Source organism: Rhodococcus sp. NPDC019050 (assembly GCF_055664235.1).
In genome coordinates this window covers 1-26566 of record NZ_JBVOON010000004.1, presented here as the reverse complement: position 1 = coordinate 26566, position 26566 = coordinate 1, and the positions used below count along the sequence as shown (strand labels likewise).

Below are 26566 nucleotides of genomic sequence, written 5' to 3'. Positions count from 1 at the left end.
GGGCTAGCGGTAGTAGACGGCCAGTCGGCCGTTGGGCCCGTCGACGCACGTCACCGGGGTGTCGAACACGCGCGAGAGCGTGTCGTCGACGAGGATCTCCTCGGGAGTGCCGAACTCCACCACGCGGCCGTCCTTCACGGCGCAGATCCGGTCCGCGTAATGGGCGGCGAAGTTGATGTCGTGCAGGACGATCACCACCGTCCGCCCGAGTTCGTCGGCGGCCCGGCGCAGGTGCTGCATCATCAGCACCGAGTGCCGCATGTCGAGGTTGTTGAGCGGCTCGTCGAGGAGCACGTAATCGGTCTCCTGGCACAACACCATCGCGACGTAGGCGCGCTGGCGCTGACCACCGGAAAGCTGGTCCAGATAACGGTTCTCGAGCGGACCCAGGTCGAAGAACTCGATCGCGCGGCTGATGATCTCCTGATCGTGCCGGGTGATGCGGCCCTTCGAATGGGGAAATCTGCCGAAACCGACGAGCTGACGGACCGTCAACCGGGTGACGAAGTGGTTCTCCTGCCGCAGAATCGAGACGATCTTCGCGAGGTCCTTCGAGGCGGTCCGCGCGATGTTGTATCCGGCGATCTCGATGGTGCCCGAATCCGCGCCGAGCAGACGCCCGATGATCGTCAGCAACGTCGACTTTCCGGCACCGTTGGGGCCGACCAGTGCGGTGATGCCCCCGGCAGGGATCTGCAGGTCGACGGGGCCGATCGACACCTCGTCGCCGTAATCCTTACGGACACCTTTGAGTTCGATCACAGTCTGCCCTTTCGGAGGAGGACGTAGAGGAAGACCGAACCGCCGACGGCCTCGATGATGATGGACACGGCGCCTTCGGCGTAGAAGATGTTCTTGAGAACGAAGTAGGCGCCCGTGAGGACGACGAACCCGGTGAGCACGGCGACCGGGAACACGTACCGGTGGTCGTACGTGTTGGCCAATTGGTAGGCGAGGGTGGCCACCAGGAAGCCCAGGAAGGTCATGGGACCGATGAGGGCGGTGGAGACAGCCATCAGGACCGAGACCAGGAACAGCACGATCATGATCTCGCGGCGGTGGTTCAGGCCGAGGTTGGTCGTGATGTCGCGACCCAGGGCCACCAGGTTGAGCTTGCGGGCACGCCACCACAGCGCCACCGCGGCGGCCACGCACAGCGGGATGGCGACGGGAAGGTAGGACACGTCCGCGTTGGAGACAGACCCGAACAACCGGGCGGTGAGAATGTCGAATTCGCTCGGGGTGAGCAGACGCTGCATGAAGGTCGAGATCGAGCCGAGTCCGCCGCCCAGGATGATGCCCACGAGCAGCATCACCTGCAGGTTGCCGTACTTGCCCGACAGCAACCACCCGTAGAGCAGCAGCGAGAAGAAGACCATCAGCGCGATCTGCAGCAGGAACTGCGGAGTGCCCCGGAGCGCGGCGACTCCCACCGAACCGATGAAGTACACCGCCGCGGTGGAGATCGCGACGTAGAGCGCCTCGAACCCCATGATCGACGGCGTGATGATCCGGTTGTTCGTCACGGTCTGGAACGACACCGTGGCGGTGGCCTGGCAGACCACCACGATCACGATGACCACCAGGCTGGTCGCGCGCATCTCGGTGATCCGCCAGAAGCCCGAGGTCCCGAACGGCATCGGGTTGTTCCACATCAGCGTTCCGGCCGCGAAGAGAAGCGCGAGCACCGCCAGTGCGGCGAGCAGAATCCAGTAGCGGCGGCGGGCCTTCGCATTCGGAAAGGAATCGGACCCGGGCGATTCCGCGAGGGCCGGTGCGCCGATCGCCGGAGTCGGGATTGGGGAGAGAGTCTCAGGCATGGCGGCGGCTCCGCAGCAGGAGGGCGATGAACACGACGGCGCCGACCACGCCGAGGATGAGGGAGACCGGTACCTCGAACGGCGCGATGATCGTCCGTCCGATGAGGTCGCACACCGTCACGATCGCGATACCCAGCAGGCAGACCCAGGGCAGGTTGCTGCGCAGGTCGTCGCCCCGGAACATCGAGACGATGTTGGGGACGATGAGGCCGATGAACGGCAGATTGCCCACGACGACGGTGACGACTCCGGTGGCAATGGCGATCAGGCCCGTCCCCAGGAAGATGAGGCGGGTGTAGTTCAAGCCGACGTTGGTCGCCAAGTCCTCGCCGAGTCCCGCCACGGTGAACCGGTCTGCCACCAGAAACACCGCGACCGCAACGGCCGCCACGATCCACAGCACCTCGTACTGTCCCCGCAGGACCGAGGTGAAACTGCCGGCGAACCAGACGCCGAGGCTCTGCAGCATGTCGGTGGCCAGAGCCAGATACGTGGTGATCGAGCCGACCACCGCGCCGAGCATGATGCCCACAATGGGCACGATGAGCGAGGACGACAGCGTCACCCGGCGCAGGAACAGGAAGAAGATCATCGTGCCGATGAACGCGGCGACCACGGCCCCGATCATCCGGGGCACCAGACCCGACGCCGGCGCGACGATCATCATCACGATGAGCCCGAGGCCTGCCCATTCCGTGGTTCCCGCGGTGGTGGGTTCCACGAAGCGGTTCTGGGTGAGCAACTGCATCACCAGTCCGGACATTGCCATCGCGGCGCCCGCCAGGACGAGCGCGATGGTGCGGGGGATACGGGTGATCTCGAACATCTCCCACCCGTTGTCCCCACCGAAGATGTCGTAGACGCCGGTGAACAGGGACATGGTCAGCAGTGCGCAGACTCCGAGGATTCCGAGCAGAAGCTTCCAGTCGAACAGTCTCCCCTTGGCAGGAGGGGCCGCAGTCGGTGCGCTCATGTGGGTACTGCCGTCTCTCGTGAAGCTTTCGATGGCTGTGCCCCGCGGGGATGTACCCGCGGGGCTACAGGGTCAAGAGGTCAGGACTTCTGCTGCTCGAGCAGGTCTGCGAGCGAGTTGAAGAACTCCGTGTACGTCTGGATGCTCTCGTTGGTGTAGGTGTCGGTCGGCAGGAAGATGACCTTGCCGTCCTTGACCGCGGTGACGGACTTCAGCGCTTCGGCGTCCTGGATGATGTTCGCCGCGGGCACGAAGCCCTCGCCGCCGCCGTTGGCGGTTCCGGCGTCGCGGTCCATGACGATGATCAGGTCGGGGTTCGACGCCGCGATGGCCTCGACGGAGATGTCGTCGCCCTGATGGTTGTCGGAGCTCTCCGGAACCTCGAGCGACGGCGTGAAGCCGAAGATGTCGAACATGGGGCCGATCGTGCGGCCGTTGCTCGGCGCCACGTAGCCGATCTCACCGCCGGAGGTGATCACGCCCATCACCGACGTGTCGGGGGAGTACGCAGCCTTCACCCGCGCGATGGAGGCGTCGAACGCGTCGTTGAGTTCCTGGGCTTCGGCCTGCTTGCCGAAGATCTCACCGAGGGCCGTGGTGCCGCGCTTGAGTTCGGCGTCGAACGGCTGGTCGTCACGCGGTGTGACCTCGACGATCGCGGCGTCGGGTGCGAGGCGGGTGAAGTCCTCGCGGAACTCGGCGAAACGGCCGCCGTTGAGAATGAGGTCCGGCTCGGCTGCGACGATCGCTTCGAGGTTGGGCTCGCGGTGGGTGCCGAGGTCGACGATGCTGTCGTCCTGCTTGTAGCCGATCGTGTTCGGCATCAGGCTCACGGACGCCGCGGACAGCGTCACGCCCCACGAGTCGAGGGTCTCGAAGTAGGCGTTGTCGGTGGCCACCACGGATTTCGGAGGAATCGTGACGGACTGCTCGCCGAAGTTGTCCTCGATCGTGACGGTTTCCGTTGCCGCAGCGGCACCGGCGTCGTCGGTCGTGGAGGTGGAGCACCCGGCCAGGGCGATGACGGCCAGCGCGCCGATCGCGGCGCGCCGGTAGTTTCGGATGGCGTTCATTGCTGTGATCCTCGTTCTGCTTCGACGGGTCGGCGGCGCGGTGCCGCAGCCAGGGCAGAGCTTAACCTAGCCTTACCTTCACTTTGTCTTCGGTACCGCTCAGCGGACACAGAGCCGCGCGTCAGGACCGACACGACGAACTGTCGTACCGGTCTGATGGGATGCCGGTATGCCCGACTCCGACCTCCGCGTGACCGACCGGCCGCGTCGCCCCGCCGCCCGACTGGTCCGGCGACCGGCGGTCGCGCCGGCGGTGCGGACGTGGCCCGAGGATGTGCGGGCCGTCTTCGCCGACGCGCCGCCCGCGCCACGGTGGCGTCCGTGGCAGGTGCTCGGTGGGCCGGGTACCGGCAAGACGTCGCTGCTGGTCGATCTTGTGGTCCATCGCATCGCTTCCGGCGCCGACCCCGAATCCGTTCTCGTTCTCACCCACTCCCGGCGTGCGGCCACAGCGCTGCGTGAGGCGGTGACCGCGGGGTTGCTCGGTGCCGGAGCGCGCGCCACCCGCGAACCACTCGTGCGGACGGTCCACTCGTACGCATTCGCTGTCCTTCGCCTCCAGGCGGCCGCGCACGGTAACCCGCCTCCTCGGCTGATCACCGGAGCCGAGCAGGACGCCGTCCTCCGCGAACTGCTTCGCGGCGACATCGACGACGGCGCCGGGATGTGGCCCGAAAGACTCCGGCCCGCGCTCGGCATGACCGGCTTCGCCGTCGAACTGCGCGACCTGATGTTGCGCGCCAACGAACGCGGCCTCGGTCCCGAAGACCTCGTCGAGCTCGGCGAACGACGCGACCGTCCCGAGTGGGTCGCGGCCGGGCTCTTTGCACAGCGGTACGAGCACGTCATGCTCTTGCGCGGAGCTGTGGGGCTGGAGGCACCCGAGGCCACCGCGCCGGCCCTCGACGCGGCCGAACTGGTCGGCGCTGCCCTGGCGGCGTTCGCGACGGACCCCGACCTGCTCGCGTCCGAACGCACGCGGATCCGTCATCTGCTCGTCGACGACGCGCAGCATCTCGATCCGCAGGCGGCTCAGCTTGTTCGCGTAGTCGGTGCGGGCACGCGCACGAGCACCGTCGCGGGCGACCCCGACCAGAGCGTGTTCGGCTTCCGCGGCGCCGATCCCACATTCCTCGAACGGCTCGCCGAAGACGACCCGGCCCGCCGGATCGTGCTGGGCACCAACCACCGGGCGGCCCCCGAAGTGGCGGCGGTGACCGACCGCGTGGCACGCAGACTGCCCGGACTGCCCCCGCACCGTGGCGCTGCACCCGCGTCCGGCGACGAGCCCGGCAGAGTGCGGGTGGCGGTGCAGCCGTCACAGGCGAAGGAGGCCGCGCTCGTCGCCGACACGCTGCGCCGAGCCCACCTGGTGGACGGAGTGCCGTGGTCTCGCATGGCGATCGTCGTGCGCTCGGTGCCGCGTGTCCTCGCGCCGTTGCGCCGCGCGTTGCTCGCCGCCGGGGTCCCCATGACAACCGCCGCGTCCGAACTCCCGCTGGCCCGGCAGCACAGCGTGGCCGGTCTGCTGCTGGTGTTGCGGGCCGTCTCCGGTCGCCGGTTCGGCGGTGAGGAAGCACTCGCGCTGTTGTCGGGTCCGATCGGCGGTGCCGAGCCCGTCGCTCTGCGCCGCCTGCGACGTGGCCTCCGGCGCGTCGAACTGGCATCCGGTCGCGATCGCGACTCGGCAGAACTGCTGCGCCTGCTGCTCACCGACGGCAACAGCGGTGACAACGCCGACGGCGACAACAACGGCGACAACGAGACGGCACATCTCGTCCGCGGCCTGACCGAGGTCGAATCCGCCCCACTGCGAAAGGTTCTCGGCGTCCTGCGCAAGGCCCGATCCGCGGCGCTGCGGGGCGGTGGCCTCGAAGACGTGCTGTGGGAGGCCTGGCAGGCCACCGGTCTCGAACGACGCTGGGCCGCAGCGTCGGCCCGTGGCGGACCGGTCGGCGCCCAGGCGGACCGCGACCTCGACGCCGTCGTCGCCCTCTTCGACGCCGCCGCCGACTACGTCGACCGTCTTCCCCGCGCGCAGATCGCCGGATTCGTGGATTACCTGACCGAGCAGGAGATCCCCGGCACCGTGCGCACGCGGTTGGTCGCCGAAACCGAAGCAGTGACGGTGGTCAGCGCCCATTCCGCCGCGGGCCGGGAATGGGATGTCGTGGTGGCCGCCGGGGTGCAGGAAGGACTGTGGCCGAGCCTGCGGGCGCGCGGCACACTGCTCGGCATCGAATCGCTCCTCGACGCGGTGTCGGGCGCCGACGGCGGTGAGGAAGCATCGGTGCGGTTGTCGCGCACCGCGCCGTTGCTCGCCGACGAGCGGCGCCTCTTCCTCGTCGCGTGCAGTCGCGCGCGTAAGCACCTACTGGTCACCGCGGTCGACTCGGTGAGCGGCGACACCGAACTCGTGCGCTCGCGATTCGTCGACGAACTGCTCGCCGGGGATGTCTCCGGCGACGACGTGCCCGATGTCGAGGAGGTCCCCGAAGCCGCCCGCATCCGGGTGCTCGCGTTGCCGGCGCTCGTCGCGGAACTGCGCAGCGTGGTGTGCGATCCGCTGGTCGCCGAACACGAACCCGAGCGACAGCGCAGGGCCGCCGAACAACTGTCCCGGCTCGCACGTGCCGGTGTCCGCGGCGCGCACCCGAACGACTGGTACGGGACCTCCGATCCGAGTACCGCCGCGCCGCTGTGGGATCCGGAGGACGACGCGGTCCGCTTGTCGCCGTCCACCGTCGAACAACTCGTCACCTGCCCGCTGCGATGGATGTTCGAGCGGCACGGGGGCGCCGACGGCGAGACCAGCCACGCCGTCACCGGCACGCTCGTCCACACCCTCGTGCAGGCGCTGGCCGGACGTATCCCACCGGAGCGCGTCGACCAAGCACTGGAGAAGGCCTGGGACGGTGTGGATCTGGGGTCCGACTGGTTCGCACGCCGCGAGCTCGAACGCACCCGTCGCATGCTCGACACCTTCTCGACCTGGCTTCAGGGCACCCGTGGCGACCTCACCGAGATCGGCGTCGAGGTCAGCGTGGACGGCATCCTCGAACCGCTGTCCGACGACCAGCCGCGCGTGCGCCTGAAGGGTCGTATCGACCGCCTCGAACGCGACCCCGACGGACGGCCCGTCGTGGTCGACGTCAAGACCGCGAAGAACCCCGTCTCGAAGGACGCCGCGCGCGACCACGCGCAGCTCGCCGCCTACCAGGTGGCGGCTGCCGCCGGAGCGATCGAAGGTCTGCCGGCGACGCCGCCCGGCGGAGCTCGCCTGGTGTTCGTGGCCAAACCCCACAACAAGGAAGGCGCGGCCCAGCGACTGCAGCCGCCGCTCGACGAGGACGGTCTCGCACATTGGCGAGAGGTGATCCACGAGGCGGCCGCGGCGACACAGGGGCCGCAGTTCCTCGCGCGGGTCAACGACGGATGCCGGCACTGCCCGGTGCTGTCCAGTTGCCCGGCACACGACGAAGGAAGGCAGGTGACGGACGGATGACCTCGCCCAGAGTGAGTGCGGCCCGGCTGGCCGAGGCACTCGGACAGCATCCGCCGACCCCCGAGCAGGCAGCCGTCATCGAGGCTCCGATGAGCCCGGTACTGGTCGTGGCCGGTGCCGGCGCCGGTAAGACGGAAACGATGGCCGCACGGGTGGTGTGGCTGGTCGCCAACGGTCTCGTCGAGCCGGAACAGGTGCTCGGCCTGACCTTCACACGCAAAGCGGCCCAGCAGCTCACCGCCCGCATCCGGACCCGGCTCGCCAAGCTCGCGGGCTCGGCACTGGTCCGCGACCTCGATCCGGAAGGCGGTCTGCGGGCCCGGATCCTCTCGGGCGAACCCGAGGTGGGGACGTACCACGCATACGCCGGCCGGTTGCTCGCCGAGCACGGGTTGCTGCTGCCGATCGAGCCCACGGCCGCGCTCCTGTCCGAGACCGAACTGTGGCAGGTGGCGCACCGGGTGGTGAGCGCGTGGGACGGCGAACTCGACACCGACCGCAACCCCGCATCGGTGACCGAAGCCGTACTCGCCCTCTCCGGCCAGCTCGCCGAACACCTCGTCGAGCCCGAAGACCTCCGCGAGGCGCACACCGAACTCGACAAGCTGATCCATGCGCTCCCGGCGGGACCGGGCCAGCGCGGCGGACCGTCGAAAACCCTTCTCGGATATCTCGAGACGCAGGAGTCGCGGCTGCAGTTGCTTCCGCTCGTCCAGCGACTCGCCGACACGCTTCGCCGTGAAGGCGCGCTCGACTTCGGCAGCCAGATGTCGCTCGCCGCGCGCGTCGCCCGCGACCATCACGAAGTGGGCGCCGGTGAACGCGAGCGGTTCCGGGTCGTGCTGCTCGACGAATACCAGGACACCGGCCACGCACAGCGGGTTCTGCTCGCCTCGCTGTTCGGCGGCGCCCAGGACCCGGATCTCGCCGTCACCGCAGTCGGCGACCCCATGCAGTCGATCTACGGCTGGCGCGGCGCCTCGGCAGCGAACCTGCCGCGGTTCGTCGCGGACTTCCCGCTCCCCGGCGGACGTCTCGCGCCCACCCTCGAACTGCTGACCAGCTGGCGTAATCCGCCCGAGGCGCTCGACCTCGCGAATCTCTCCTCCGAACCGCTGCGAGATCGGGGCGTGGCGGTCAGCCGTTTGCGGCCCCGGCCCGATGCCGTCGCAGGCGACGTGCGTCTCGCGCTGCACACCGATGTCGAAGCCGAACGCAACTGGGTGGCCGACCGCATCGCAGCGGAGTATGCGGCCGCGCGTGAGGCCGGTAATCGACCACCGAGCGCGGCCGTGCTGGTACGGCGCAACGCCGACGCCGCCCCGATCGCGGAAGCCCTGCGCGCCCGGGACCTTCCGGTGGAGGTCGTGGGGATCGGGGGCCTTCTGCATACCCCCGAGGTCGCCGACCTGCTCGCGATGTTGCGGCTCGCGGCAGACCCGTCCGCCGGTAGTGCGGCGGTGCGTGTGCTCACCGGTGCCCGGTGGCAGATCGGCGCGGCGGATCTGAAGGCGCTGTGGCGTCGCGCGCAAACGCTCGCCATCGCGGGCCGGTACGGCGTGGCCGGTGTCGTCACCGACCCGGAGGCTCTCGACGAGGCACTCGATTCGGCGTTACCCGGTGAATACGCCGACCAGGCAGGCCTCGCGGACGCCATCTCCGACCCCGGCGATCCCGGTCAGTACTCCGAATTCGGATTCGCACGCATCACCGCACTGGCCCGTGAACTCGCTTCGCTGCGGGAGCGACTCGGTCAGCCGCTGACCGAACTCGTCGCCGAGGTCGAGCGTGTCCTCGGGATCGGCATCGAGGCAGAAGCGCGAGTGGGTGGCCGCGGCGGAGTCGCCGGTCGCGAGCATCTCGACGCGTTCGCCGACGTCGTCGCGTCGTACGCGGCGCGCACCCACGCGACCCTCTCCGGACTGCTCGGTTACCTCGCGGCCGCGGAGGAGATCGAGAAGGGACTCGCGCCGGGCGAGGTCGAGGTGGATCCCGAACGGGTGCAGGTGCTCACGGTCCATTCGGCGAAGGGGCTCGAATGGGAGGTCGTCGCGGTGCCGCACGTCACCGCGGGGGTCTTCCCGTCCTCGTCCGCCGCTGCGACCTGGCTGGGATCCGTCACCGAACTGCCTCCTCAGCTTCGCGGCGACCGCGCGCTGCCCGGTGACGACGCCGGGTCGAGCACCGACGGAGTGCCGGTGCTCGAACTCGACGACATCTTCGACCGCAAGATGCTCGAGAACGCCATCGACCGTCACAAGACCGCTCTCAAGAACCGCAAGCTCGACGAGGACCGCCGGCTGTTCTATGTCGCGCTCACCCGTACCGAACGTGCGCTGTTCGTGTCGGGTCACCACTGGGGAGACACCGGGTCGGAACCGCGGGGCCCCTCCGATTTCCTGCAGGAACTGCACGAACTGGTCACCGCGCGAAGTGATCTGGGGCGCATCGAGGTCTGGGAGCCGGGTGAACAGAACCCCATGACCGAGTCACCCCGCAGTGCCACCTGGCCGCGGGACCCGCTCGGTGCGCGGCGACCCGACGTCGAGCGGGGAGCGGCAGCGGTTCTCGCGGCGCTCGACGCGGGCGAGCCCGAGGCACCGCGGGGCATCGACGACGACCCGGACGGGTGGGCCGCCGACGTCGATGCGTTGCTCGCCGAACGGGAACAACGCTTCGAGCGGGCCGCCGAGGTAATGCTCCCGGCACAACTGTCGGTCAGTCAGCTCGTCGACCTGGCGACCGATCCGCAGGGGCTCGCGGCGCGTCTGCGGCGCCCGCTGCCGTTCCGTCCGAACCCGTTGGCGCGCAGGGGAACCGCATTCCACGCGTGGCTCGAGCGCCGATTCGGCGCCACCCGTCTGCTCGACCTCGACGAGCTTCCCGGCGCGGACGACGACGACGGCGACGAATCGCACTTCGACCGGCTACAGGAGGCCTTCCTGCGCTCGCCGTGGGCTGCACGCAACCCGGTCGAGGTGGAAGTCCCCTTCGAAACGTCCCTCGCGGGCACGGTGATCCGCGGCCGCATCGACGCGGTGTTCGAGGATCCCGACGGCGGATGGACCGTCATCGACTGGAAGACCGGCGCGGAACCGGACGCGGACAAACTCGCGTCGGTGGGGTTGCAACTCGCGGCGTACCGCCTGGCGTGGGCGCAGCTCATGGCGGCCCGCACCACGCGGATCACCGGGCGACCGGCCGAACTGCCGCTCGACAAGGTGCGTGCGGCGTTCCACTACGTCCGAACCGGCCGCACCGTGGCGCCCGAGGATCTGCCGGGTGCTCGCGCGCTGGAACAGTTGGTGCGCGGCGCGGGGAGCGACTCAGCCGGGGAGGTAGGACAGGCGGGGGAGGCAGGACAGCCGGGGGAGTCGGTGCCGCAGTCCGACGACTGAACGCGCCTTCGGGAGCGTCACACGTCGTTAGCATTGTGGGCACTGTCCACCGAAGGAGCGCGCGATGTCGACATTCGTGCTGTTGCCCGGTGCCGGCTCGGACTCGTGGTACTGGCACCTGGTGGTGCCGCTGCTCGAGGCGCGCGGCCACGACGTCCTCGCCGTCGACCTTCCGTATGCCGACGAGAACGCCGGGCAGGACGACTACGCCGATCTGGTCGTGGCGGGGCTCGGCGATGTGCGCAGGCCGCTGATCGTGGTCGCGCAATCGATGTCCGCCTTCACCGCGGTGCGTATCGCGGAGCGGTGCGCCGTGGACGAACTCGTCCTGGTAGCGCCGATGATTCCCGCGCCCGGTGAGTCGCCGGCGCAGTGGTGGGGAGATGTCGGGCACGAGGAGGCTCAGCGAGCCCAGGCGGTCGCTGAGGGGCGGGATCCGGATGCGCCGCTCGATATCCGGGAGTTGTTCTTCCACGACATCTCGGACTCAGTCACCGCGGAGGCGTTCGCCCACGAGGAATCGGGTCTGTCGGACGCGGCGTTCGAACCGCCCTGGGATGCCGAGCGCTGGCCCGAGGTGCCGGTGCGTGTCGTCGCAGGCGCGCGCGACCGGTTGTTTCCGCTGCCGTTCCTCACGGAACTGGCCCGTGCGCGGATCGGCGCGGAGCCCCTGGTCGTCGACTCGGGACATCTTGTGGCACTTGCGCGCCCGGCCGAACTCGCCGACATCCTGCTCGACTCCGAGGCGCAGGCACCCGGACGGCTCTAACGGCGGTGCGCGCCCGGTGCGAGGCGACGGACTTTCAGGGCCTCGGTGACGAGAGGAATCTGCAGCGGCAGACGTGCCACGGCGACGGCTTTCGCCGCAGACGAGGTCCGGTTGCCGCGCAGCCATGCGACGGCCATCTGTGCGTTCGCCGGGAACACCGCAAGGAACAGGGCCGCGGCGAGCGCGCCACCGGTCCGCCGGGTACGCGGAACCACGAGTGCGAGGCCGACCGCGATCTCGGCGACTCCCGACACGTAGGTGTAGGTGCGGGCGTCGCCGGGAAGTACCCGGGGGACGATGCCGTCGAACGGTTGCGGCCGGATGAAATGCATCGTGCCCGCGCCGAGAAGCAGCGCGGCGAGTCGCAGCGCGGGCCGGCGGGAGGAGTGGGTGGTGGACATGGGCGCCACAGTAGCGGGCGGCGCGTAGGCTGCGATCCGAATCGATGGCCGCCCGGGCATCGATACGGTGTAGGTGTGGTTCCCCCACGGGGACCGAGACGAGGTGGAGTAAGCGCGATGCCCGGTAGATTGCGCGCGAGGTTCAGTCGCTCCGATCAGCTCACCGAGCGCCCGGACTTCGCGCTGGTCGGTGTCCTCCGCGTACCCGAGGAGCAGACGAGTCCCGGTATCGCGATCGCGCGTCGCATCGGTTACGCGTTCGCCGCGCTGGCGTTCGCGGTGGTGATCGTCTACCTCGACCGCGACGGGTATCGCGACGCGCAAGGCGACGCGCTGTCGCTGCTGGACTGCGTCTACTACGCGACCGTGTCGCTGTCGACCACCGGCTACGGTGACATCACCCCGTTCACGCCCGAAGCGCGACTGATCAACGTTCTCGTGATCACGCCGCTGCGGGTCTTCTTCCTCATCGTGCTGGTCGGGACGACGTTGTCGGCCCTGACCGCAAGTTCCCGGCAAGCATTCAAGATCCAACGATGGAGGCGCCGCGTGCGTAATCACACCGTCGTCATCGGCTACGGCACCAAGGGCCGCACCGCCGTCGACGCCATGCTGGGCGACGGGGTCGCCCCGTCCGACATCGTGGTGGTGGACACCGATCCTGTCGTCCTCGAGGCGGCGGCGGGTCAGGGACTCGTGACCGTCCAGGGTTCGGCCACCAAGTCGGACGTGCTTCGCCTCGCCGGCGTGCAGCACGCGGCCGCGGTGATCGTCGCCGCGAACCGCGACGACACCGCCGTCCTCGTCACCCTCAGTGCCCGCGAGATCGCGCCCAAGGCAAAGATCGTCGCCGCCATTCGTGAATCCGAGAACACCCACCTGCTGCGGCAGTCCGGTGCCGATTCGGTGGTCATCTCGTCCGAAACCGCAGGCCGTCTCCTGGGCATCGCCACGACGACACCCAACGTCGTCGAGATGATCGAGGACCTGCTCACCCCCGAAGCCGGATTCGCCATCGCCGAGCGCGACGTCGAACCGTCGGAGATCGGTGGTTCGCCGCGACACCTCAAGGACATCGTCCTCGCCGTGGTGCGCGACGGGCGTATGTGGCGGATCGGTTCACCCGAGGTGGACGCGGTGGAGGCCGGCGACAAGCTGCTCTACATCCGCCTCGTGGGGACGCAACCCGGCGCGATGCGCGGCTAGTGTGCTCGAAGTGACCAGTTTCTCTCTGTCCGGTACCCCACTCCTGTCGCGCACCGTCGTCGAGCGCGCCGAAGAACTGCGCTCCGACGAGGACGCGCTGCGTGCGGGGTGGGCCGACGCGAAACTGCTGAAGGTGGACCGGCGGGGGCAGGTCCCGGTGGCGGACGGGTCGCTGGTGTTCCATGCCGCTGCCGACCTGGGCCCCGATCCGGTGTCCGGCGCGGTCTTCCTGGGTGTGCGCGACGACCGGCACGTGTGGGCGATCCGCGTGCTCGCACAGACGGGAGAGGTCGCGGACCTGCGCCGGGTCGGCGACAAACTCGACGACGCGGACGCGGACCTGATGGTCAGTGCGGTGGCCTTGCTCAACTGGCACGACCGGGCGAAGTTCAGCGCCGTCGACGGGTCCGCCAGCGAACCCACGATCTCCGGATGGTCGCGGATCAGTTCCGAGACCGGGCACGAGGAATTCCCGCGCACCGACCCCGCCGTCATCTGCCTGGTGCACGACGGCGGCGATCAGGTTCTGCTGGCACGGCAGCCGGTGTGGCCGGAGCGGCGATTCTCGGTCCTCGCGGGATTCGTCGAGGCCGGCGAGTCGCTGGAATCGTGTGTGGTGCGGGAGATTCGCGAAGAAGTGGGCGTCGACGTGCGGGACATCCGCTACCTCGGCAGCCAGCCGTGGCCGTTCCCGCGGTCGCTGATGCTCGGGTTCGCGGCCGTCGCCAACCCCGCTCAGCCCCTGGAGTTCAGGGACGGCGAGATCGGCGAGGCGCGGTGGTTCACACGCGACGAGGTACGTGCCGCGCTCGAGGTGGGCGACTGGGCGTCGGCCGACGACGTGCCCCTCCTGCTGCCCGGCTCGATTTCCATCGCGCGGGGCATGCTCGAGGGCTGGGCACGAGGCTGACCCGGGTTACAGACCCAGCGCGCGCTTGACCGCAGACAGCGGGGGATTGGTGGCGGTGCTGCCGTCCGCGTACTTGACGGTCGGCACGATGTGGTTGCCGTTGTTGACGCTGCCGACGAACTCGGCCGCCGAGGGATCGGCCTCGATGTCGATCTCGGTGTAGGCGATGCCGTTCTCGTCCAGCTGCTTCTTGAGGCGCTTGCAGTAGCCGCACCACGTGGTGGAGTAGACGGTCAAGGCGGATGCATCGGTGGTGGTCATGACTTCGAGAACATCACAACGGTTCCGATCTGTTCCAGCCGGTCCCCGAATGTGGTCCCGCACACAGTCTGCGCGCCGACGAGCCGAGCGGGCGGTCGTGATGTCGGTTCGCACTGTCATGATGGAACCCATGCGTGTGGATGCGGTAACGGACGGCCTGGACCCTCAGCAGGCGGCAGCCGTACGGGCGCCGCGTGGCCCCGTGTGTGTGCTGGCCGGCGCAGGGACCGGCAAGACCCGCACCATCACCCGCCGCATTGCCCACCTCGTCTCCGACGGGCACGTCGCCGCGGGACAGGTGCTCGCAGTCACCTTCACCGCACGGGCCGCCGGGGAGATGCGCTCCCGGCTGCGCGAACTGGGGGTCGGTGCGCCCGGACCGTCCGTGCAGGCGCGCACGTTCCACGCCGCAGCGCTGCGTCAACTGCGGTATTTCTGGCCGCAGGTCGTGGGCGACACACCGTGGCAGTTGCTCGACCGCAAGTTCGCGGTCGTCTCGCAGGCCGCACACCGGTGCGGCTTCCCGACCGACACCGACACCGTGCGCGACCTGCTCTCCGAGATCGAGTGGTCCAAGGGATCGCTGATCGCGCCGGAGGACTACCCGGCCACCGTGGCGCGGGTCCGCCGCGAACCGCCTGCCGCCGCCGAGCGCGTGGCAGCGGTGTACGAGATGTACGAGTCGCTGAAGTACCGGGGCGACGAAGGGTTCTACCTCGATTTCGACGACCTGCTGCTGCACACGGCCGCGGCCCTCGAGGACAACACGGCTGTCGCGGAGGAGTTCCGCGACCGCTACCGCTGTTTCGTCGTCGACGAATACCAGGACGTGACGCCGCTGCAGCAGCGCGTGCTCGACGCCTGGGTCGGCGACCGCGACGACCTCACCGTCGTCGGGGACGCCAACCAGACGATCTACTCGTTCACCGGCGCCTCGCCCAAATACCTGCTCGATTTCTCGCGCCGGTTCCCCGACGCCACCGTCGTCAGGCTCGAACGCGACTACCGCTCCACACCCCAGGTGGTGAAACTGGCCAACCGCGTGATCGGCGAGGCGCGCGGACGGATCGCCGGCACCCGGCTCAAGTTGATCGGGCAGCGCCCGCCCGGGCCCGAACCCACCTTCGCCGAGTACGACGACGAACCGGCCGAGGCGAAGGCCACGGCCAAAGCGATCGCCAAACTGTTGCGCGACGGCGTGCCGGCCTCGGAAATCGCTGTGCTGTACCGGATCAACGCGCAGTCGGAGGTCTACGAGCAGGCCTTCACCGAGACCGGGATCCCGTACCAGGTGCGCGGCGGCGAGGGGTTTTTCAACCGCGCCGAAGTGCGCCAGGCCGTCAACGCACTCCGGCAGGTGGACGCCCGCAACGACCTTCCCGAGGGCGCCGATCGCGGCTCCCATCTCGTCACGCTCGTGCGCGCCACGCTGGTGCCGCTGGGCCTGACCGACACCGAACCCACCGGTGCGCAGGCCCGCGAACGGTGGTCCTCGCTCACGGCGCTGGTCCAGCTCACCGAGGAACTGCTCGAGCACGAACCCGACCTGACGCTCAACGGTCTGCTGCGCGACCTCGCGGCCCGCGCCGAGTCGCGCCAGCCACCCACGGTTCAGGGCGTGACGCTGGCGTCGCTGCATGCGGCGAAGGGGCTCGAGTGGGATGCGGTGTTCCTCGTCGGGCTCACCGACGGCACCCTGCCGATCACGCACGTCACCGGCGACAAGGACACCCCTCCGGACGAAGCCGGCATCGAGGAGGAACGGCGTCTGCTCTACGTCGGGGTCACCCGCGCCCGGGTGCATCTCGCGTTGTCGTGGGCGTTGTCGCGCACCGAAGGTGGCCGCCGCTCGCGTCGCCGTTCGCGGTTCCTGCACGGGTTGATCCCCGACAGTTCCCCGGCATCGAAGATCGCCGAGCCGCCGTCACCGAAGAAGAAGCGACCGCAGTGCCGGATCTGCGGCAAGGCACTGCTGGGCACAACCTCGACGATGCTGGGCCGGTGCGAGAACTGCCCGTCCGACCTCGACGAGGATCTGCTCGTCGCGCTCAAGGAGTGGCGACGTGAGCGGTCCAAGGAGCTGAAGGTTCCCGCCTACGTCGTGTTCAGCGACAACACCCTGGTGGCGATTGCCGAACAACAGCCGCGCGACGACCGCGCACTCGTGTCGATCCCCGGCATCGGCGCGAAGAAACTCGAGCAGTACGGCGCCGACGTGCTCGCGCTCGTTCGCGGCGAACGTGCGGCGGCAACGCTCGATCTCTAGCGTTCGATCTCCGACTCTGCGGCCTATTGCGCGCAGAGGCAGAAGTGGTGCCCCGCCGGGTCTCGATACACCCGGAAGTTGCGGTCGCTCGACGGATCGTCGACTCGGGCCGCGCCGAGTTCGAGAGCGATGCGTTCGGCGTCGTCGAGATCGGGGACGTAGAAATCGAGATGGACGTGCACGCTCTCGGAGGGCCAGCGCGCGGGCGTGAAGTCCGGAGCGCGCTGGAATGCGAGCGCGTTGTCGTCGTCGCGCGCGAGTTCGACCCAGTGGTCGTCGTCCTGCGAGAATGTCCACCCGAGCAGGTCCCGGTAGAAGCTCGCGAGCGCGCGGGGATCGGGGCAATCGAGCACCGACACGAATTTGGTCGTCGAGATTGGCATGACGCGGAGTCTAGGTGCGCGTGAGCGTGCGAGCAGCGGATCGGCACAGGCGCAAGAAATATCGGCAAAACCCCAGCTAGAAAATAACTTGTGCGGATCGCAGCACCATTACTATTGTGTACTGCATTGCCACGGGAGAAGCCCGGGCGTGACGACGAAAGCGAGGCAGTCCGTGATGGTCACCATCAATCTTTGCGCGGCCGCCTATCTCGTCGTGGCGCGCGGCGCATTTGCCGCTGCACCGCGCACATGGCGTCGGCGCGCAGCTGCCCTCTCGTCCGTGGCCGGACGGTTCTCCGGGATACCTACCCGGTAGACCCTTCCGATTCCAGGCCACGGACACCGCCCAGCGGACCGTGGCCTTTCTCGTTTCCGGCCGAAGTTCGCATCGCATCTCTTTTCGATCGAATCTTTAGGAGCCCCCGTGCCGAGCGAAAACCCTTCGACCGCAATAGGTTCAGACGACAACTTCATCAGCACGGGCATCGACGCCCTGCCCTGCCACGGCGACGATCCCGACCTGTGGTTTGCCGAGGCACCGGCAGATCTGGAACTGGCGAAATCGCTGTGCGCCGGCTGTCCCGTGCGCGCGCGCTGCCTCGCGTCAGCACTGGCCCGCGAAGAACCGTGGGGCGTGTGGGGCGGTGAAATCATCAACCAGGGCACGATCGTCGCCCGCAAGCGCCCCCGTGGGCGACCGCGCAAGACGGTCGTCTCCGAGCCGCGAAAAGAATTGGTGTGCGCCTGAATCGGCTGCCCGGCCCCGGCTATTCCTCGGTGAAGCCGGGCAGCCATTCGGAGAGAATCGCCATGTAGGGGGCCTGCGCGTCGAGTTGCGCGCAGATACCTACCGAACCGAGCAGAACCCGGAAGATGCTGGCGTATTCCGGGGGCAGATTCAGCGTTCTCGCCGTGCGGAACTGAGCACTCGAGAAATCCGTCGCGGTGCCGGCGACCTTCTGCAACCATGCCCGGGTGAAATGGAACGATTCGGTCTGAATCGGGTCGGTGAAGGGCCGGAGATAATCCGCGATCTCCTGGTCGGTGACGGTGCGGCCGGGAAGAACGAACTTCTCGTCGTAGAGCAGGGCGGTCAGTTCGTCGAAGCGTTCCTCGACGGCGAGCCGCACCATCCGCCCGAGTACCGGCGGGAATCCGTTCGGCAGCGCGACGGTGGCCCCGAAGTCGATCACACCCAGACGCCCGTCCTCGAGCAGCATGAAATTGCCGGGGTGCGGGTCGCAGTGCAGCAGTCCCGCCTTCACCGGGCTGCAGAAGTGGAATTCGGCGAGGAGCGCGCCCGCGCGGTCGCGTTGCTCCCGGGTGCCCTCACTGATGATCACCGACAGCGGTGTGGCGGAAAGCCATTCCGTCACCATCACTTTCGGTGCACTCGCCACGACGCGGGGGATGAGGAACTTGTCGTCGCCCTCGAAGGCCCGCGCGAACGCCCGCTGGCTGTCGGCTTCGGTGCGATAGTCGAGTTCTTCTTCGGTGCGCGCGGTCAGTTCGTCGAGCAGCGCACGGACATCGGCACCGGGCATCATGGTCGCGAACACTCCCGCGAACCGCGACAACGTCCGCAGGTCGGCTCGCAGGGCTTCGTCGGCACCGGGGTACTGCACCTTCACCGCGACGTCCCGTCCGTCGGACCACACGGCACGGTGAACCTGCCCGATGCTCGCCGACGCGGCGGGCACGTCGTCGAACGAGATGAACCGTTCGCGCCACCGGGTGCCCAGTTGCTGATCGAGTACGCGATGCACCGCCTTCGCCGGAAGGGGAGGGGCTTCGGCTTGCAGCTTGGTGAGAGCTTCCCGGTACGGCTCGGCGAATTCTTCCGGAACCGCGGCTTCCATGACGCTCAGGGCCTGCCCGAACTTCATGGCCCCGCCCTTGAGTTCTCCGAGCACGGTGAACAACTGCTCAGCAGCCTTCGCGGTCATCTCGGCATCGATCTCGTCGCGGTCACCACCTGCGAGACGCCGGCCGAAACCGACGGCGGCGCGTCCGGCGATGCCCAGCGGGATGCTCGCGAGTTTGGCGGTACGCGAAGAGCTTCTGCGTGGGATGTCTGACACGCCCCCATCATGCCTGAACGGAGGGTCGGATAGTCGAGCAGTCGCAGTCGGGGTGACGGCGCCAACGGCGGGTGACGAGCCGGGTGCTGCGCAGATCCCACTCGACGGTGCGGTCCAGAGCGAGGGCATCCTCCCGGGGCAGTCCCGGGACCGGTGTGGTTCTCGTGAAGAAGAGGTCCAGTTGGGCGATTGCCGCGGCAACGGTGGCGGCAATCACGGCGCGGTCGGCACGGCCCTCTCGTCTGGACAACTGAGCCGCGAGCCTGGGCCACGACGGATCGGCGTCGGTGCGGGCGAGGTCGGCGCATCGCAGGCAACTGGTGCGGCCCGGAACGACGAACGGGCCGATCACGCCGCGGCCGTCGCGGACGCGCACCAGCAGATGTGGAACCCGGAGGCGCATCGCGGCCTGCACGAGGCGGGGATCGGGCACCTGGGTGTCGGCGAGGACGACACAATCCGGGACGCGGGTTGCGAGACCTGCGTCGTCGATGCGCGGGGGCGACCGGAACCACCGCGTGTCCCACAACGACAGATGCGGAACGAGCGCGTGCGCGAGTGGCCCCGACCCGAACAGGCGAACGCAGGGCGGTGAGGCGGCGCCGACGGCACCGGCGCGAGACGTGCCGGTTCGTACCGACCCGGCCTCGACCAGTTCGTCGAGCAGCGCCTGCACCGCCTCGGCCGATAAGCCACGCGCGGCGGCCGCGACGAGGACATGCTCGTACGACAGGCTGCCGTCCAGCAGCCCGAGCAGGACGCGGATCTCGAACGCGTCCATGCCGTCGGGCGGCACGATCACCGTCGCGGTGTCGGGACCCCACCCGAGTTGCACCGAACCGTCGAGGCGGTCGAGCACGAGCACATCAGGATCGAGGAGGAGACCGCCGGCCGCCGCTGTGAGCGAAATCATGCCGGGAGCATCGCAGGTGTCCAACCCGCCGCAGTCGTGCGGCGGCGGGTTGTCCACAGGGCTACACCGTGGCGTACCAGCGGCGACGTGCCGTCAGGAGTTCTTCCCGGAATCGTCGTCCGGTTCGCGGTCGGTGGTGTCGTCGGCCTTCTGGTCCGGCCGATCCCGCTCCGCTTGTTCGCGTTCCATCGTCTCGCGCAACTGGGCGATCGGATCTTCGAAGACACCGGTTCCGCCACCGATGACGCGGTCGACGAACGCTGCCGGATTGTCGAGATCCGACGCATCGGGAAGCAGATCGGGGTGCTCCCACACGCCGTCACGGGCATCCATGCCCGCGTCGGTGGTGAGCTTGCGCCACAGTGCGGCGGCCTCACGCAGCTTCCGCGGACGGAGTTCGAGACCGACCAGCGTCGCGAACGTCTGCTCGGCGGGACCACCGGTGGCCCGGCGGCGACGCAGGGTCTCGCTCAGCGCCGACACTCCGGGCAGACGATCACCGAGGGCATCGATCACGACAGTCTCGACCCAGCCCTCGACGAGCGCGAGCATCGTCTCGAGCCGCTCGAGCGCAGCGATCTGTTCGGGAGTGGTCTGGGGTTCGAAAGCTCCCTGCTTGAGGATTTCCTCGAGCTTCGACGGGTCGCTCAGCGCGGACGGATCGAGGCCCTGCGCGAGATCTTCGATCGACGACATGTCCATCCGGATCCCGCGCGCGTATTCCTCGACGATGGCGAGCAGCCGTTGCCGCAGCCACGGCACGTGGCTGTACAGACGATGGTGTGCCGCTTCGCGGGCGGCGACGAAGACGAGAATCTCCTGTGCAGGCTCTTCGAGGCCCTCACCGAACGTCTCGATCGCGGCAGGCAGGAGAGCCGCCGTGCCGGCCGGACCCAGGGGCAGGCCGATGTCGGTGGAGGTCAGCACCTCTTTCGAGAGCTGGCCGAGAGCCTGACCGAGTTGGGATCCGAACGCGACCCCGCCCATCTGGGAGAACATGCCCATCATCGGGCCGGCCATCGCGCGGGCCTCTTCCGGCAGACCTTGGAGCATCATGCCGCTGACCTGCTCGGCGATCGGGTCGCACAGTCGCTTCCAGGTTTCGAGGGTGTTCTCGAGCCAGTCGACCGGAGTCCAGGCCACCGTCTTGGTAGCACCCGCGGGCAGCGTGGTCGCGGCGTCGAGCCAGAGTTCCGCGAGCCGCGACGCGTCGCGCACCGCGTCGGCCGTGCCCGAAGAGACGGGAGTGACCGAGCCGATCTGCTGGCGTGCCAGCTTGGACGCGATCTCGTAGTTGACCGGGCCGGCGCCGCCGCCGGTGCCCATCGCACTGCCCATTCCGGAGAGCATCTGCCCGAACTGGCTCAGCATCTGCCCGAACTGCGCGGGATCGAACCCCTGCGCGCCGAACGGATTGTCGCCACCGGGAAGGCCGAAGCCGAACGGGTTCCCACCCCCGCTTCCGGAACCCTCGTCCTTCTTGCGGTCGGGGTCGTCGTCGGGATTCGAGAATCCGAAGGGCGTGTCACTCATGTTCCCAACGGTACAAGGCGCGCTGCCGGAGCACGGGCATCGTGGTCACGCTGACCGCGAACACGCCCCGCCCGATACTCTGGCCGGGTGAATCGACGCTTCGTGATGCCAATCGCCGTGCTGCTCCCGGTTCTCACGCTCGTCGTGATCGCATTCAATCTCAAGGTTCCCTACGTCGCGCTCGGTCCCGGCCCGACCTTCGACACGCTCGGCGAAGTCGAGGACAAGCCCGTCATCGAACTCGAAGGCGTCGAATCGGACGAGACCACGGGAAGCCTCGTGATGACGACCGTCGGCGTCACCGACAACCTCAACCTTGCTCAGACGGTGACCGCGTGGCTCAGCGGCCGCTACGGGCTCGCGCCGCGCGAACAGGTGTATCCGCCGAACCGCAGCAAGGACGAGGTGCGGGCCGTCGACCAGGCCCAGTTCGCGCAGTCGGAGCGCAGCGCCGAACTCGCCGCCCTGCACTACCTGGACCTGCCCGTCACTCTCCGGGTCGCCGAGGTCGGGGAGGGCGCCCCCGCGTCGGGTCTGTTGGAGGTGGGCGACCGGATCGTCGCGATCGCCGGTGAACCGGTGGAAACCGCCGGGCAGGTGCAGCGTGCCGTCGGTGCGGTCGCACCCGGCGAGAGCGTCGCGATCACCGTCCTGCGCGGTGACACCGAAGAAACCGTCGACGTCGTCGTGGGGGAACGCCCGGGTGACGACGGCGCCGGATTCCTCGGCATCGCGACGGAGGAGGTCCCCGAGGTGCCGTTCGAGGTGGTCTTCAACCTCGCCGACATCGGTGGTCCGTCGGCAGGGCTGATGTTCAGTCTCGCGCTCGTCGACAAGCTCAGCCCCGGCGAGATCAACGGGGGGCTCGACGTCGCGGGTACCGGCACGATCGACTCCGACGGCATGGTCGGGCCCATCGGCGGCATCACCCACAAGCTCACCGCTGCGGCCGAGGGCGGCGCCGAGGTGTTCCTCGTCCCCGCCGACAACTGCGCCGAGGCGCTCACCAACCAGCAGGACGGCATGCGGCTGGTCAAGGTCGAGACCCTCGAGGGCGCGGCCGATGCGCTCGAGTCGATCGCGGCGGGCGGGGACGCGCCCACCTGCTAGTCCGGGTCAGTCGTCCTCTTCGGCGTCGAGCGTCGCGTAGAGCGCGGCGGCCACCTCGGGAGCGAGGTTCTCGTAGGTGCGCAGTTCCGCGCCGGCGAACGGGTCGTCGTCGTCGGTGGGACGGAGTTGCAGCAGCGTCATCGCCGGGCCGTCCCGCAGCACCGCGCTGATCAGCCGCGCCCGGCGGCTGTCGGGGTGGGCGTACGCGGCGTAGCGCGCGGCGTCGTCGACGGCGTGGGCGTCGGTGACGAGCGGAACCGGTGCGTCGTCGAGATCCGCTCCGGCATTGGGCGGCAGGACCACGATCTCCTGGACCAGCGCACACCCCGCGACGGACGACGGCCAGCTGGTCGTGGCAAGGAACTCGCCGAGGGCGGGGCTGCCACCCTGCACGTCGTCGGGAAATGGTTCCTGTGCGATCGGTGTGTACTCGTGCCCCTCGTCGAGCTGGTCGCTGAGGCTGGGCTCGGACGCCGCCAGCAATACGGTCGGCACCAGCGCGAACATGATGGGAGGCTGATCCCACCCCTCTGCGTCGACGTAGTCGATGATCTCGTGCACGGTGCGCGCGAGAGCGGCTTCGGAAGGGACGGGAAGGTGCTGATTCACATGCCTATCCTGTCATTGGTAGGTCCGGCAGGTGTCGGCTGTGGTGCCCCGCCCGGCAACTCCGGATCGACGACCGCGTACGTGTCCTGGGCGAAGTCCGTAGAGTGGGGCGAAACGGTCACGCGGTGTGGCGCACGATGTGTAGATACGCGGCGTTCTTCGCGCCGCCGGATGATTGGGAGCGTGGCACGTGGGCATGAGGCCCCCGACCGGAGTACCGACCTTGTCGAGACGGAGCAAAGTCCTGCTGGTCTTCGCACTGGCGGCCGCTGTGCTGCTGTTGCTGGGACCGCGGCTGGTGGATACGTACACCAACTGGCTCTGGTTCGGCGAGGTCGATTTCCGCGACGTCTACATCAAGGTTCTTCTGACCCGAGTCGTCCTCTTCTTCGCGGTGGGTCTCTTCGTCGGCCTGGTCGTGTGGCTGGCGATGCTGCTCGCGTACCGCTCGCGGCCGGTATTCGTCCCCACCACCGGTCCCAACGACCCGGTGGCCCGGTACCGCACGAGCGTGCTGACCCGCCTGCGTGCTTTCGGGCTCGGCATCCCGATCGTGCTGGGTGTGCTGTCCGGGCTCGTCGCCCAGGGGAGCTGGGTGACCGTGCAGATGTTCTTCAACGGCGGTGACTTCGGCACGACCGACCCGCAGTTCGGACTCGACGTCGGCTTCTACGCCTTCGACCTGCCGTTCTACCGATTCCTGCTCAACTGGCTGTTCGTCGCCGTCGTACTGGCGTTCTTCGCGAACCTCGTCACGCAGTACATCTTCGGTGGCATCCGGCTCGCGGGACGCGGCGGAAGCGTGTCGACGGCCGCCCGTGTCCAGCTCGCCGTTCTCGCCGGTGTCTTCGTCGCGCTCAAGGCCGTGGCGTACTGGCTCGACCGGTACGAACTGCTGTGGAGCGCACGCAAGGAACCGACGTTCACCGGTCCGGGCTTCACCGACATCAACGCGGTGCTTCCCGCGAAGCTGATTCTTCTCGCGATCGCCGTCATCTGTGCGATCGCCTTCTTCGCCGCGATCTTCCTGCGCGACCTGCGAATTCCGGCCCTCGCGACCGCGCTGCTGGTGCTCTCGTCGATCCTGGTGGGTGCTGTGTACCCGCTGATGGTGGAGCAGTTCTCCGTTCGCCCGAACGCGGCCGACAAGGAGAGCGAGTACATCGAACGCAACATCGCTGCCACGCGGGTCGCGTACGGGATCACCGACGACAAGGTCGAGTACGAGGATTACCCCGGAGTCGGCACCACGTCCCCGGAGGACGTCCCGGCCGACATCACGACGATCGCGAACACGCGTCTGCTCGACCCCAACGTTTTGCCGCGTACCTTCACGCAGCAGACCCAGCTCAAGAACTTCTACGGCTACCCGGAGTCGCTCGACATCGACCGGTACGAGGTCGACGGGAAGGTCGAGGACTACATCGTCGCCGCTCGTGAGCTCGCACCCACGAGCTTGACGGGTAACCAGACCGACTGGATCAACCGCCACACCGTGTACACCCACGGCAACGGCCTGGTCGCCGCTCCGGCGAACCGGGTCAACGCTGCGGCGAGCGCGTCGGCGGAAGAGGCCGCGAACAGCAACAGCGGTTACCCGGTCTACATGATCAGCGACCTCGCGTCGCTGGCCGCCGAGAACCAGGTCATCCCCGTCGAGCAGCCTCGCATCTACTTCGGTGAGGTCATCGCCGAGGCGGATCCCGACTACGCGATCGTCGGCAACAGCGCCGATGCCTCCGGGCCGCGTGAGTACGACACCGACACCGAGAAGTACACGTACACCGGTAGCGGTGGCGTCGGGATCGGCAACTGGTTCAACCGGCTCGCGTTCGCCGCGAAGTACGCCGAGCGCAACATCCTGTTCTCGAGCGCTATCGGCGAGAACTCGAAGATCCTGTTCAACCGCGACCCGCGTGAGCGTGTGACCAACGTTGCACCGTGGCTCACCGCGGACGGCGACGCCTACCCGGCCGCCGTCGACGGACGCATCGTGTGGATCGTCGACGCGTACACCACGCTCGACGACTACCCGTACGCCCAGCGTTCCTCCCTCGAGGGACTGGTCGAGGACAGTGTCGATCAGAACACCGGCCGCCTGCTGCCGCGCAAGGAAGTTTCCTACATCCGTAACTCGGTGAAGGCGACGGTCGACGCGTACGACGGCACGGTCACCCTGTACCAGGTCGACGACGAGGACCCCGTTCTCGACGCGTGGATGGGTGTGTTCCCCGGTGCGGTGACGCCTCAGGATCAGATCTCCGACGAACTGCGTTCGCACTTCCGGTACCCGGAGGATCTGTTCAAGGTCCAGCGCGAGATGCTCGCGAAGTACCACGTGGACGACCCGCGTGAGTTCTTCACCAACAACGCGTTCTGGTCGGTGCCGGCTGATCCCACCGTGGACACCAGTGCCAACCAGCCGCCGTACTACCTGCTCACCGGCAACCAGGAGAATGCCGAACCGGCATTCAGGCTGACGTCGGCGATGGTGGGCTACAACCGGCAGTTCCTCTCCGCGTACATCTCGGTGGAGGCAGACCCGGAGAACTACGGCAAGTTCAAGATTTTGCAGTTGCCCACGGACACACAGACTTTCGGTCCGGAGCAGACGCAGAACGCGATGATCTCCGACACGCGAGTCGCATCGGAACGGACCCTGCTCGAGAGATCGAACCGGATCCAGTACGGCAACCTGCTCACGTTGCCGATCGCGCAGGGCGGCATCCTGTACGTGCAGCCGATGTACACCGAACGTAATCCGACGGCAGGCAGCACCTCGACGTTCCCGCAGCTTTCGCGGGTGCTCGTGAGCTACCGCGAGCCGGGGACCGGTGGCGGCGTGAAGATCGGCTACGCGCCGACTTTGGCGGCAGCGCTGGACCAGGTGTTCGGTGCAGGTGTCGGCGATGCTGCCACCGCACCCGGTGGCGTGGCCGTCCCGACAGCCGAAGTCGACGACGAGGCGCGGGCGGAAGCGGTCGAGGGCAGTGCCGAACCCGCACCCGGTGATGGCCAGGCGACCCCGCCGGCACCGATCCCGGCGGGACGCGACGCTGCGGTCGCCGAACTCGACGCGGCACTCCAGGAACTGGCGGACGCGCAGAGCAGCGGAGACTTCGCCGCATACGGACGCGCATTGGAACGGTTGCAGCGTGCGACCGACGCGTACGAGTCCAGCGGAGGCTGATCTCCGAGGCCGGTGAACGGCCCCGTTCAGGCGGGTGCTGACGACAAAGAAGCGGGGCCCCGCGGTTTCTGGCGGGTTCACATGATCGTCGCAACACTCTCAACGAGAGGTTGCGACGATCATGTCGTTTCAGGAGGACTGCGACCGATTCGGTAACCAACTCAC

General features: G+C 68.3%; 20 protein-coding genes. 9 read left to right on the top strand and 11 right to left on the bottom strand.

The features are described 5' to 3' along the window. Positions 1-3: 3 nt before the first annotated feature. From AC0B44_RS06390 to AC0B44_RS06375, 4 genes are all read right to left on the bottom strand, one after another. Positions 4-762 (bottom strand): iron ABC transporter ATP-binding protein, encoded by a 759-nt coding sequence (locus tag AC0B44_RS06390; protein ID WP_471902098.1) that lies wholly within the window; start codon positions 760-762, stop codon positions 4-6. After that, positions 759-1820, bottom strand: a complete 1062-nt coding sequence (locus tag AC0B44_RS06385) for an iron chelate uptake ABC transporter family permease subunit (protein ID WP_471902097.1) — start codon at positions 1818-1820, stop codon at positions 759-761. The genes AC0B44_RS06390 and AC0B44_RS06385 overlap by 4 nt, the downstream gene beginning before the upstream one ends. Next, entirely contained in the window at positions 1813-2793 is a 981-nt protein-coding gene (locus tag AC0B44_RS06380) for an ABC transporter permease (RefSeq protein ID WP_471902096.1), read from the bottom strand. The genes AC0B44_RS06385 and AC0B44_RS06380 overlap by 8 nt, the downstream gene beginning before the upstream one ends. 80 nt (positions 2794-2873) lie before the next feature. Next, positions 2874-3866 (bottom strand): siderophore ABC transporter substrate-binding protein, encoded by a 993-nt coding sequence (locus AC0B44_RS06375; protein WP_471902095.1) that lies wholly within the window; start codon positions 3864-3866, stop codon positions 2874-2876. A gap of 169 nt (positions 3867-4035) precedes the next feature. Between AC0B44_RS06375 and AC0B44_RS06370 the strand changes: the two genes are divergently transcribed. The 3 genes from AC0B44_RS06370 (at position 4036) to AC0B44_RS06360 (ending at position 11538) form a co-directional block, all read left to right on the top strand. Further along, positions 4036-7371: an ATP-dependent helicase gene (locus tag AC0B44_RS06370; protein WP_471902094.1), complete on the top strand. Its 3336-nt coding sequence runs from the start codon at positions 4036-4038 to the stop codon at positions 7369-7371. Next, entirely contained in the window at positions 7368-10769 is a 3402-nt protein-coding gene (locus tag AC0B44_RS06365; protein WP_471902093.1) for an ATP-dependent helicase, read from the top strand. Before AC0B44_RS06370 ends, AC0B44_RS06365 begins: the two co-directional genes overlap by 4 nt. A gap of 64 nt (positions 10770-10833) precedes the next feature. After that, positions 10834-11538, top strand: a complete 705-nt coding sequence (locus tag AC0B44_RS06360; RefSeq protein ID WP_471902092.1) for an alpha/beta fold hydrolase — start codon at positions 10834-10836, stop codon at positions 11536-11538. On the opposite strand, the gene AC0B44_RS06355 is transcribed toward AC0B44_RS06360, so the two are convergent. Continuing rightward, the gene (locus AC0B44_RS06355; RefSeq protein ID WP_471902091.1) at positions 11535-11939 is read right to left on the bottom strand and encodes a DoxX family protein; all 405 of its coding nucleotides are present in this window, start codon (positions 11937-11939) and stop codon (positions 11535-11537) included. The genes AC0B44_RS06360 and AC0B44_RS06355 overlap by 4 nt on opposite strands. A 117-nt stretch (positions 11940-12056) precedes the next feature. Between AC0B44_RS06355 and AC0B44_RS06350 the strand changes: the two genes are divergently transcribed. Then, positions 12057-13145: a potassium channel family protein gene (locus tag AC0B44_RS06350; protein WP_471902090.1), complete on the top strand. Its 1089-nt coding sequence runs from the start codon at positions 12057-12059 to the stop codon at positions 13143-13145. 10 nt (positions 13146-13155) lie between these two features. Beyond that, positions 13156-14055, top strand: coding sequence for an NAD(+) diphosphatase (nudC, locus tag AC0B44_RS06345; protein WP_471902089.1), 900 nt, complete (start codon positions 13156-13158; stop codon positions 14053-14055). Positions 14056-14061: 6 nt separating this feature from the next. Here the strand turns inward: nudC and AC0B44_RS06340 are convergent, their stop codons facing one another. Then, a complete protein-coding gene (locus AC0B44_RS06340) occupies positions 14062-14316 on the bottom strand; it encodes a mycoredoxin (protein ID WP_471902088.1) in 255 nt (84 codons plus the stop codon). Positions 14317-14446: 130 nt separating this feature from the next. Here AC0B44_RS06340 and AC0B44_RS06335 point away from each other — a divergent pair, with 130 nt between their 5' ends. Further along, positions 14447-16582, top strand: coding sequence for an ATP-dependent DNA helicase UvrD2 (locus AC0B44_RS06335; RefSeq protein ID WP_471902087.1), 2136 nt, complete (start codon positions 14447-14449; stop codon positions 16580-16582). Between the two features lie 23 nt (positions 16583-16605). Here AC0B44_RS06335 and AC0B44_RS06330 read toward each other — a convergent pair whose 3' ends face one another. Beyond that, positions 16606-16965: a VOC family protein gene (locus AC0B44_RS06330; protein ID WP_471902086.1), complete on the bottom strand. Its 360-nt coding sequence runs from the start codon at positions 16963-16965 to the stop codon at positions 16606-16608. Between the two features lie 451 nt (positions 16966-17416). On the opposite strand from AC0B44_RS06330, the gene AC0B44_RS06325 reads away from it, so the two are divergent. Beyond that, a complete protein-coding gene (locus AC0B44_RS06325; protein WP_471902311.1) occupies positions 17417-17713 on the top strand; it encodes a WhiB family transcriptional regulator in 297 nt (98 codons plus the stop codon). A gap of 19 nt (positions 17714-17732) precedes the next feature. Here the strand turns inward: AC0B44_RS06325 and AC0B44_RS06320 are convergent, their stop codons facing one another. From AC0B44_RS06320 to AC0B44_RS06310, 3 genes are all read right to left on the bottom strand, one after another. Beyond that, complete coding sequence (locus AC0B44_RS06320; protein ID WP_471902085.1) at positions 17733-19046, bottom strand: ABC1 kinase family protein; 1314 nt, start codon at positions 19044-19046, stop codon at positions 17733-17735. Positions 19047-19053: 7 nt separating this feature from the next. Beyond that, positions 19054-19959, bottom strand: coding sequence for a hypothetical protein (locus tag AC0B44_RS06315; protein ID WP_471902084.1), 906 nt, complete (start codon positions 19957-19959; stop codon positions 19054-19056). Positions 19960-20052: 93 nt separating this feature from the next. After that, entirely contained in the window at positions 20053-21492 is a 1440-nt protein-coding gene (locus AC0B44_RS06310) for a zinc-dependent metalloprotease (protein ID WP_471902083.1), read from the bottom strand. A gap of 87 nt (positions 21493-21579) precedes the next feature. Between AC0B44_RS06310 and AC0B44_RS06305 the strand changes: the two genes are divergently transcribed. Continuing rightward, positions 21580-22602, top strand: a complete 1023-nt coding sequence (locus AC0B44_RS06305; protein WP_471902082.1) for a YlbL family protein — start codon at positions 21580-21582, stop codon at positions 22600-22602. A gap of 6 nt (positions 22603-22608) precedes the next feature. Here AC0B44_RS06305 and AC0B44_RS06300 read toward each other — a convergent pair whose 3' ends face one another. Next, the gene (locus AC0B44_RS06300; protein ID WP_471902081.1) at positions 22609-23211 is read right to left on the bottom strand and encodes a PPA1309 family protein; all 603 of its coding nucleotides are present in this window, start codon (positions 23209-23211) and stop codon (positions 22609-22611) included. Positions 23212-23401: 190 nt separating this feature from the next. On the opposite strand from AC0B44_RS06300, the gene AC0B44_RS06295 reads away from it, so the two are divergent. After that, a complete protein-coding gene (locus AC0B44_RS06295) occupies positions 23402-26401 on the top strand; it encodes a UPF0182 family protein (protein ID WP_471902080.1) in 3000 nt (999 codons plus the stop codon). The last annotated feature ends 165 nt before the right edge of the window (positions 26402-26566 follow it).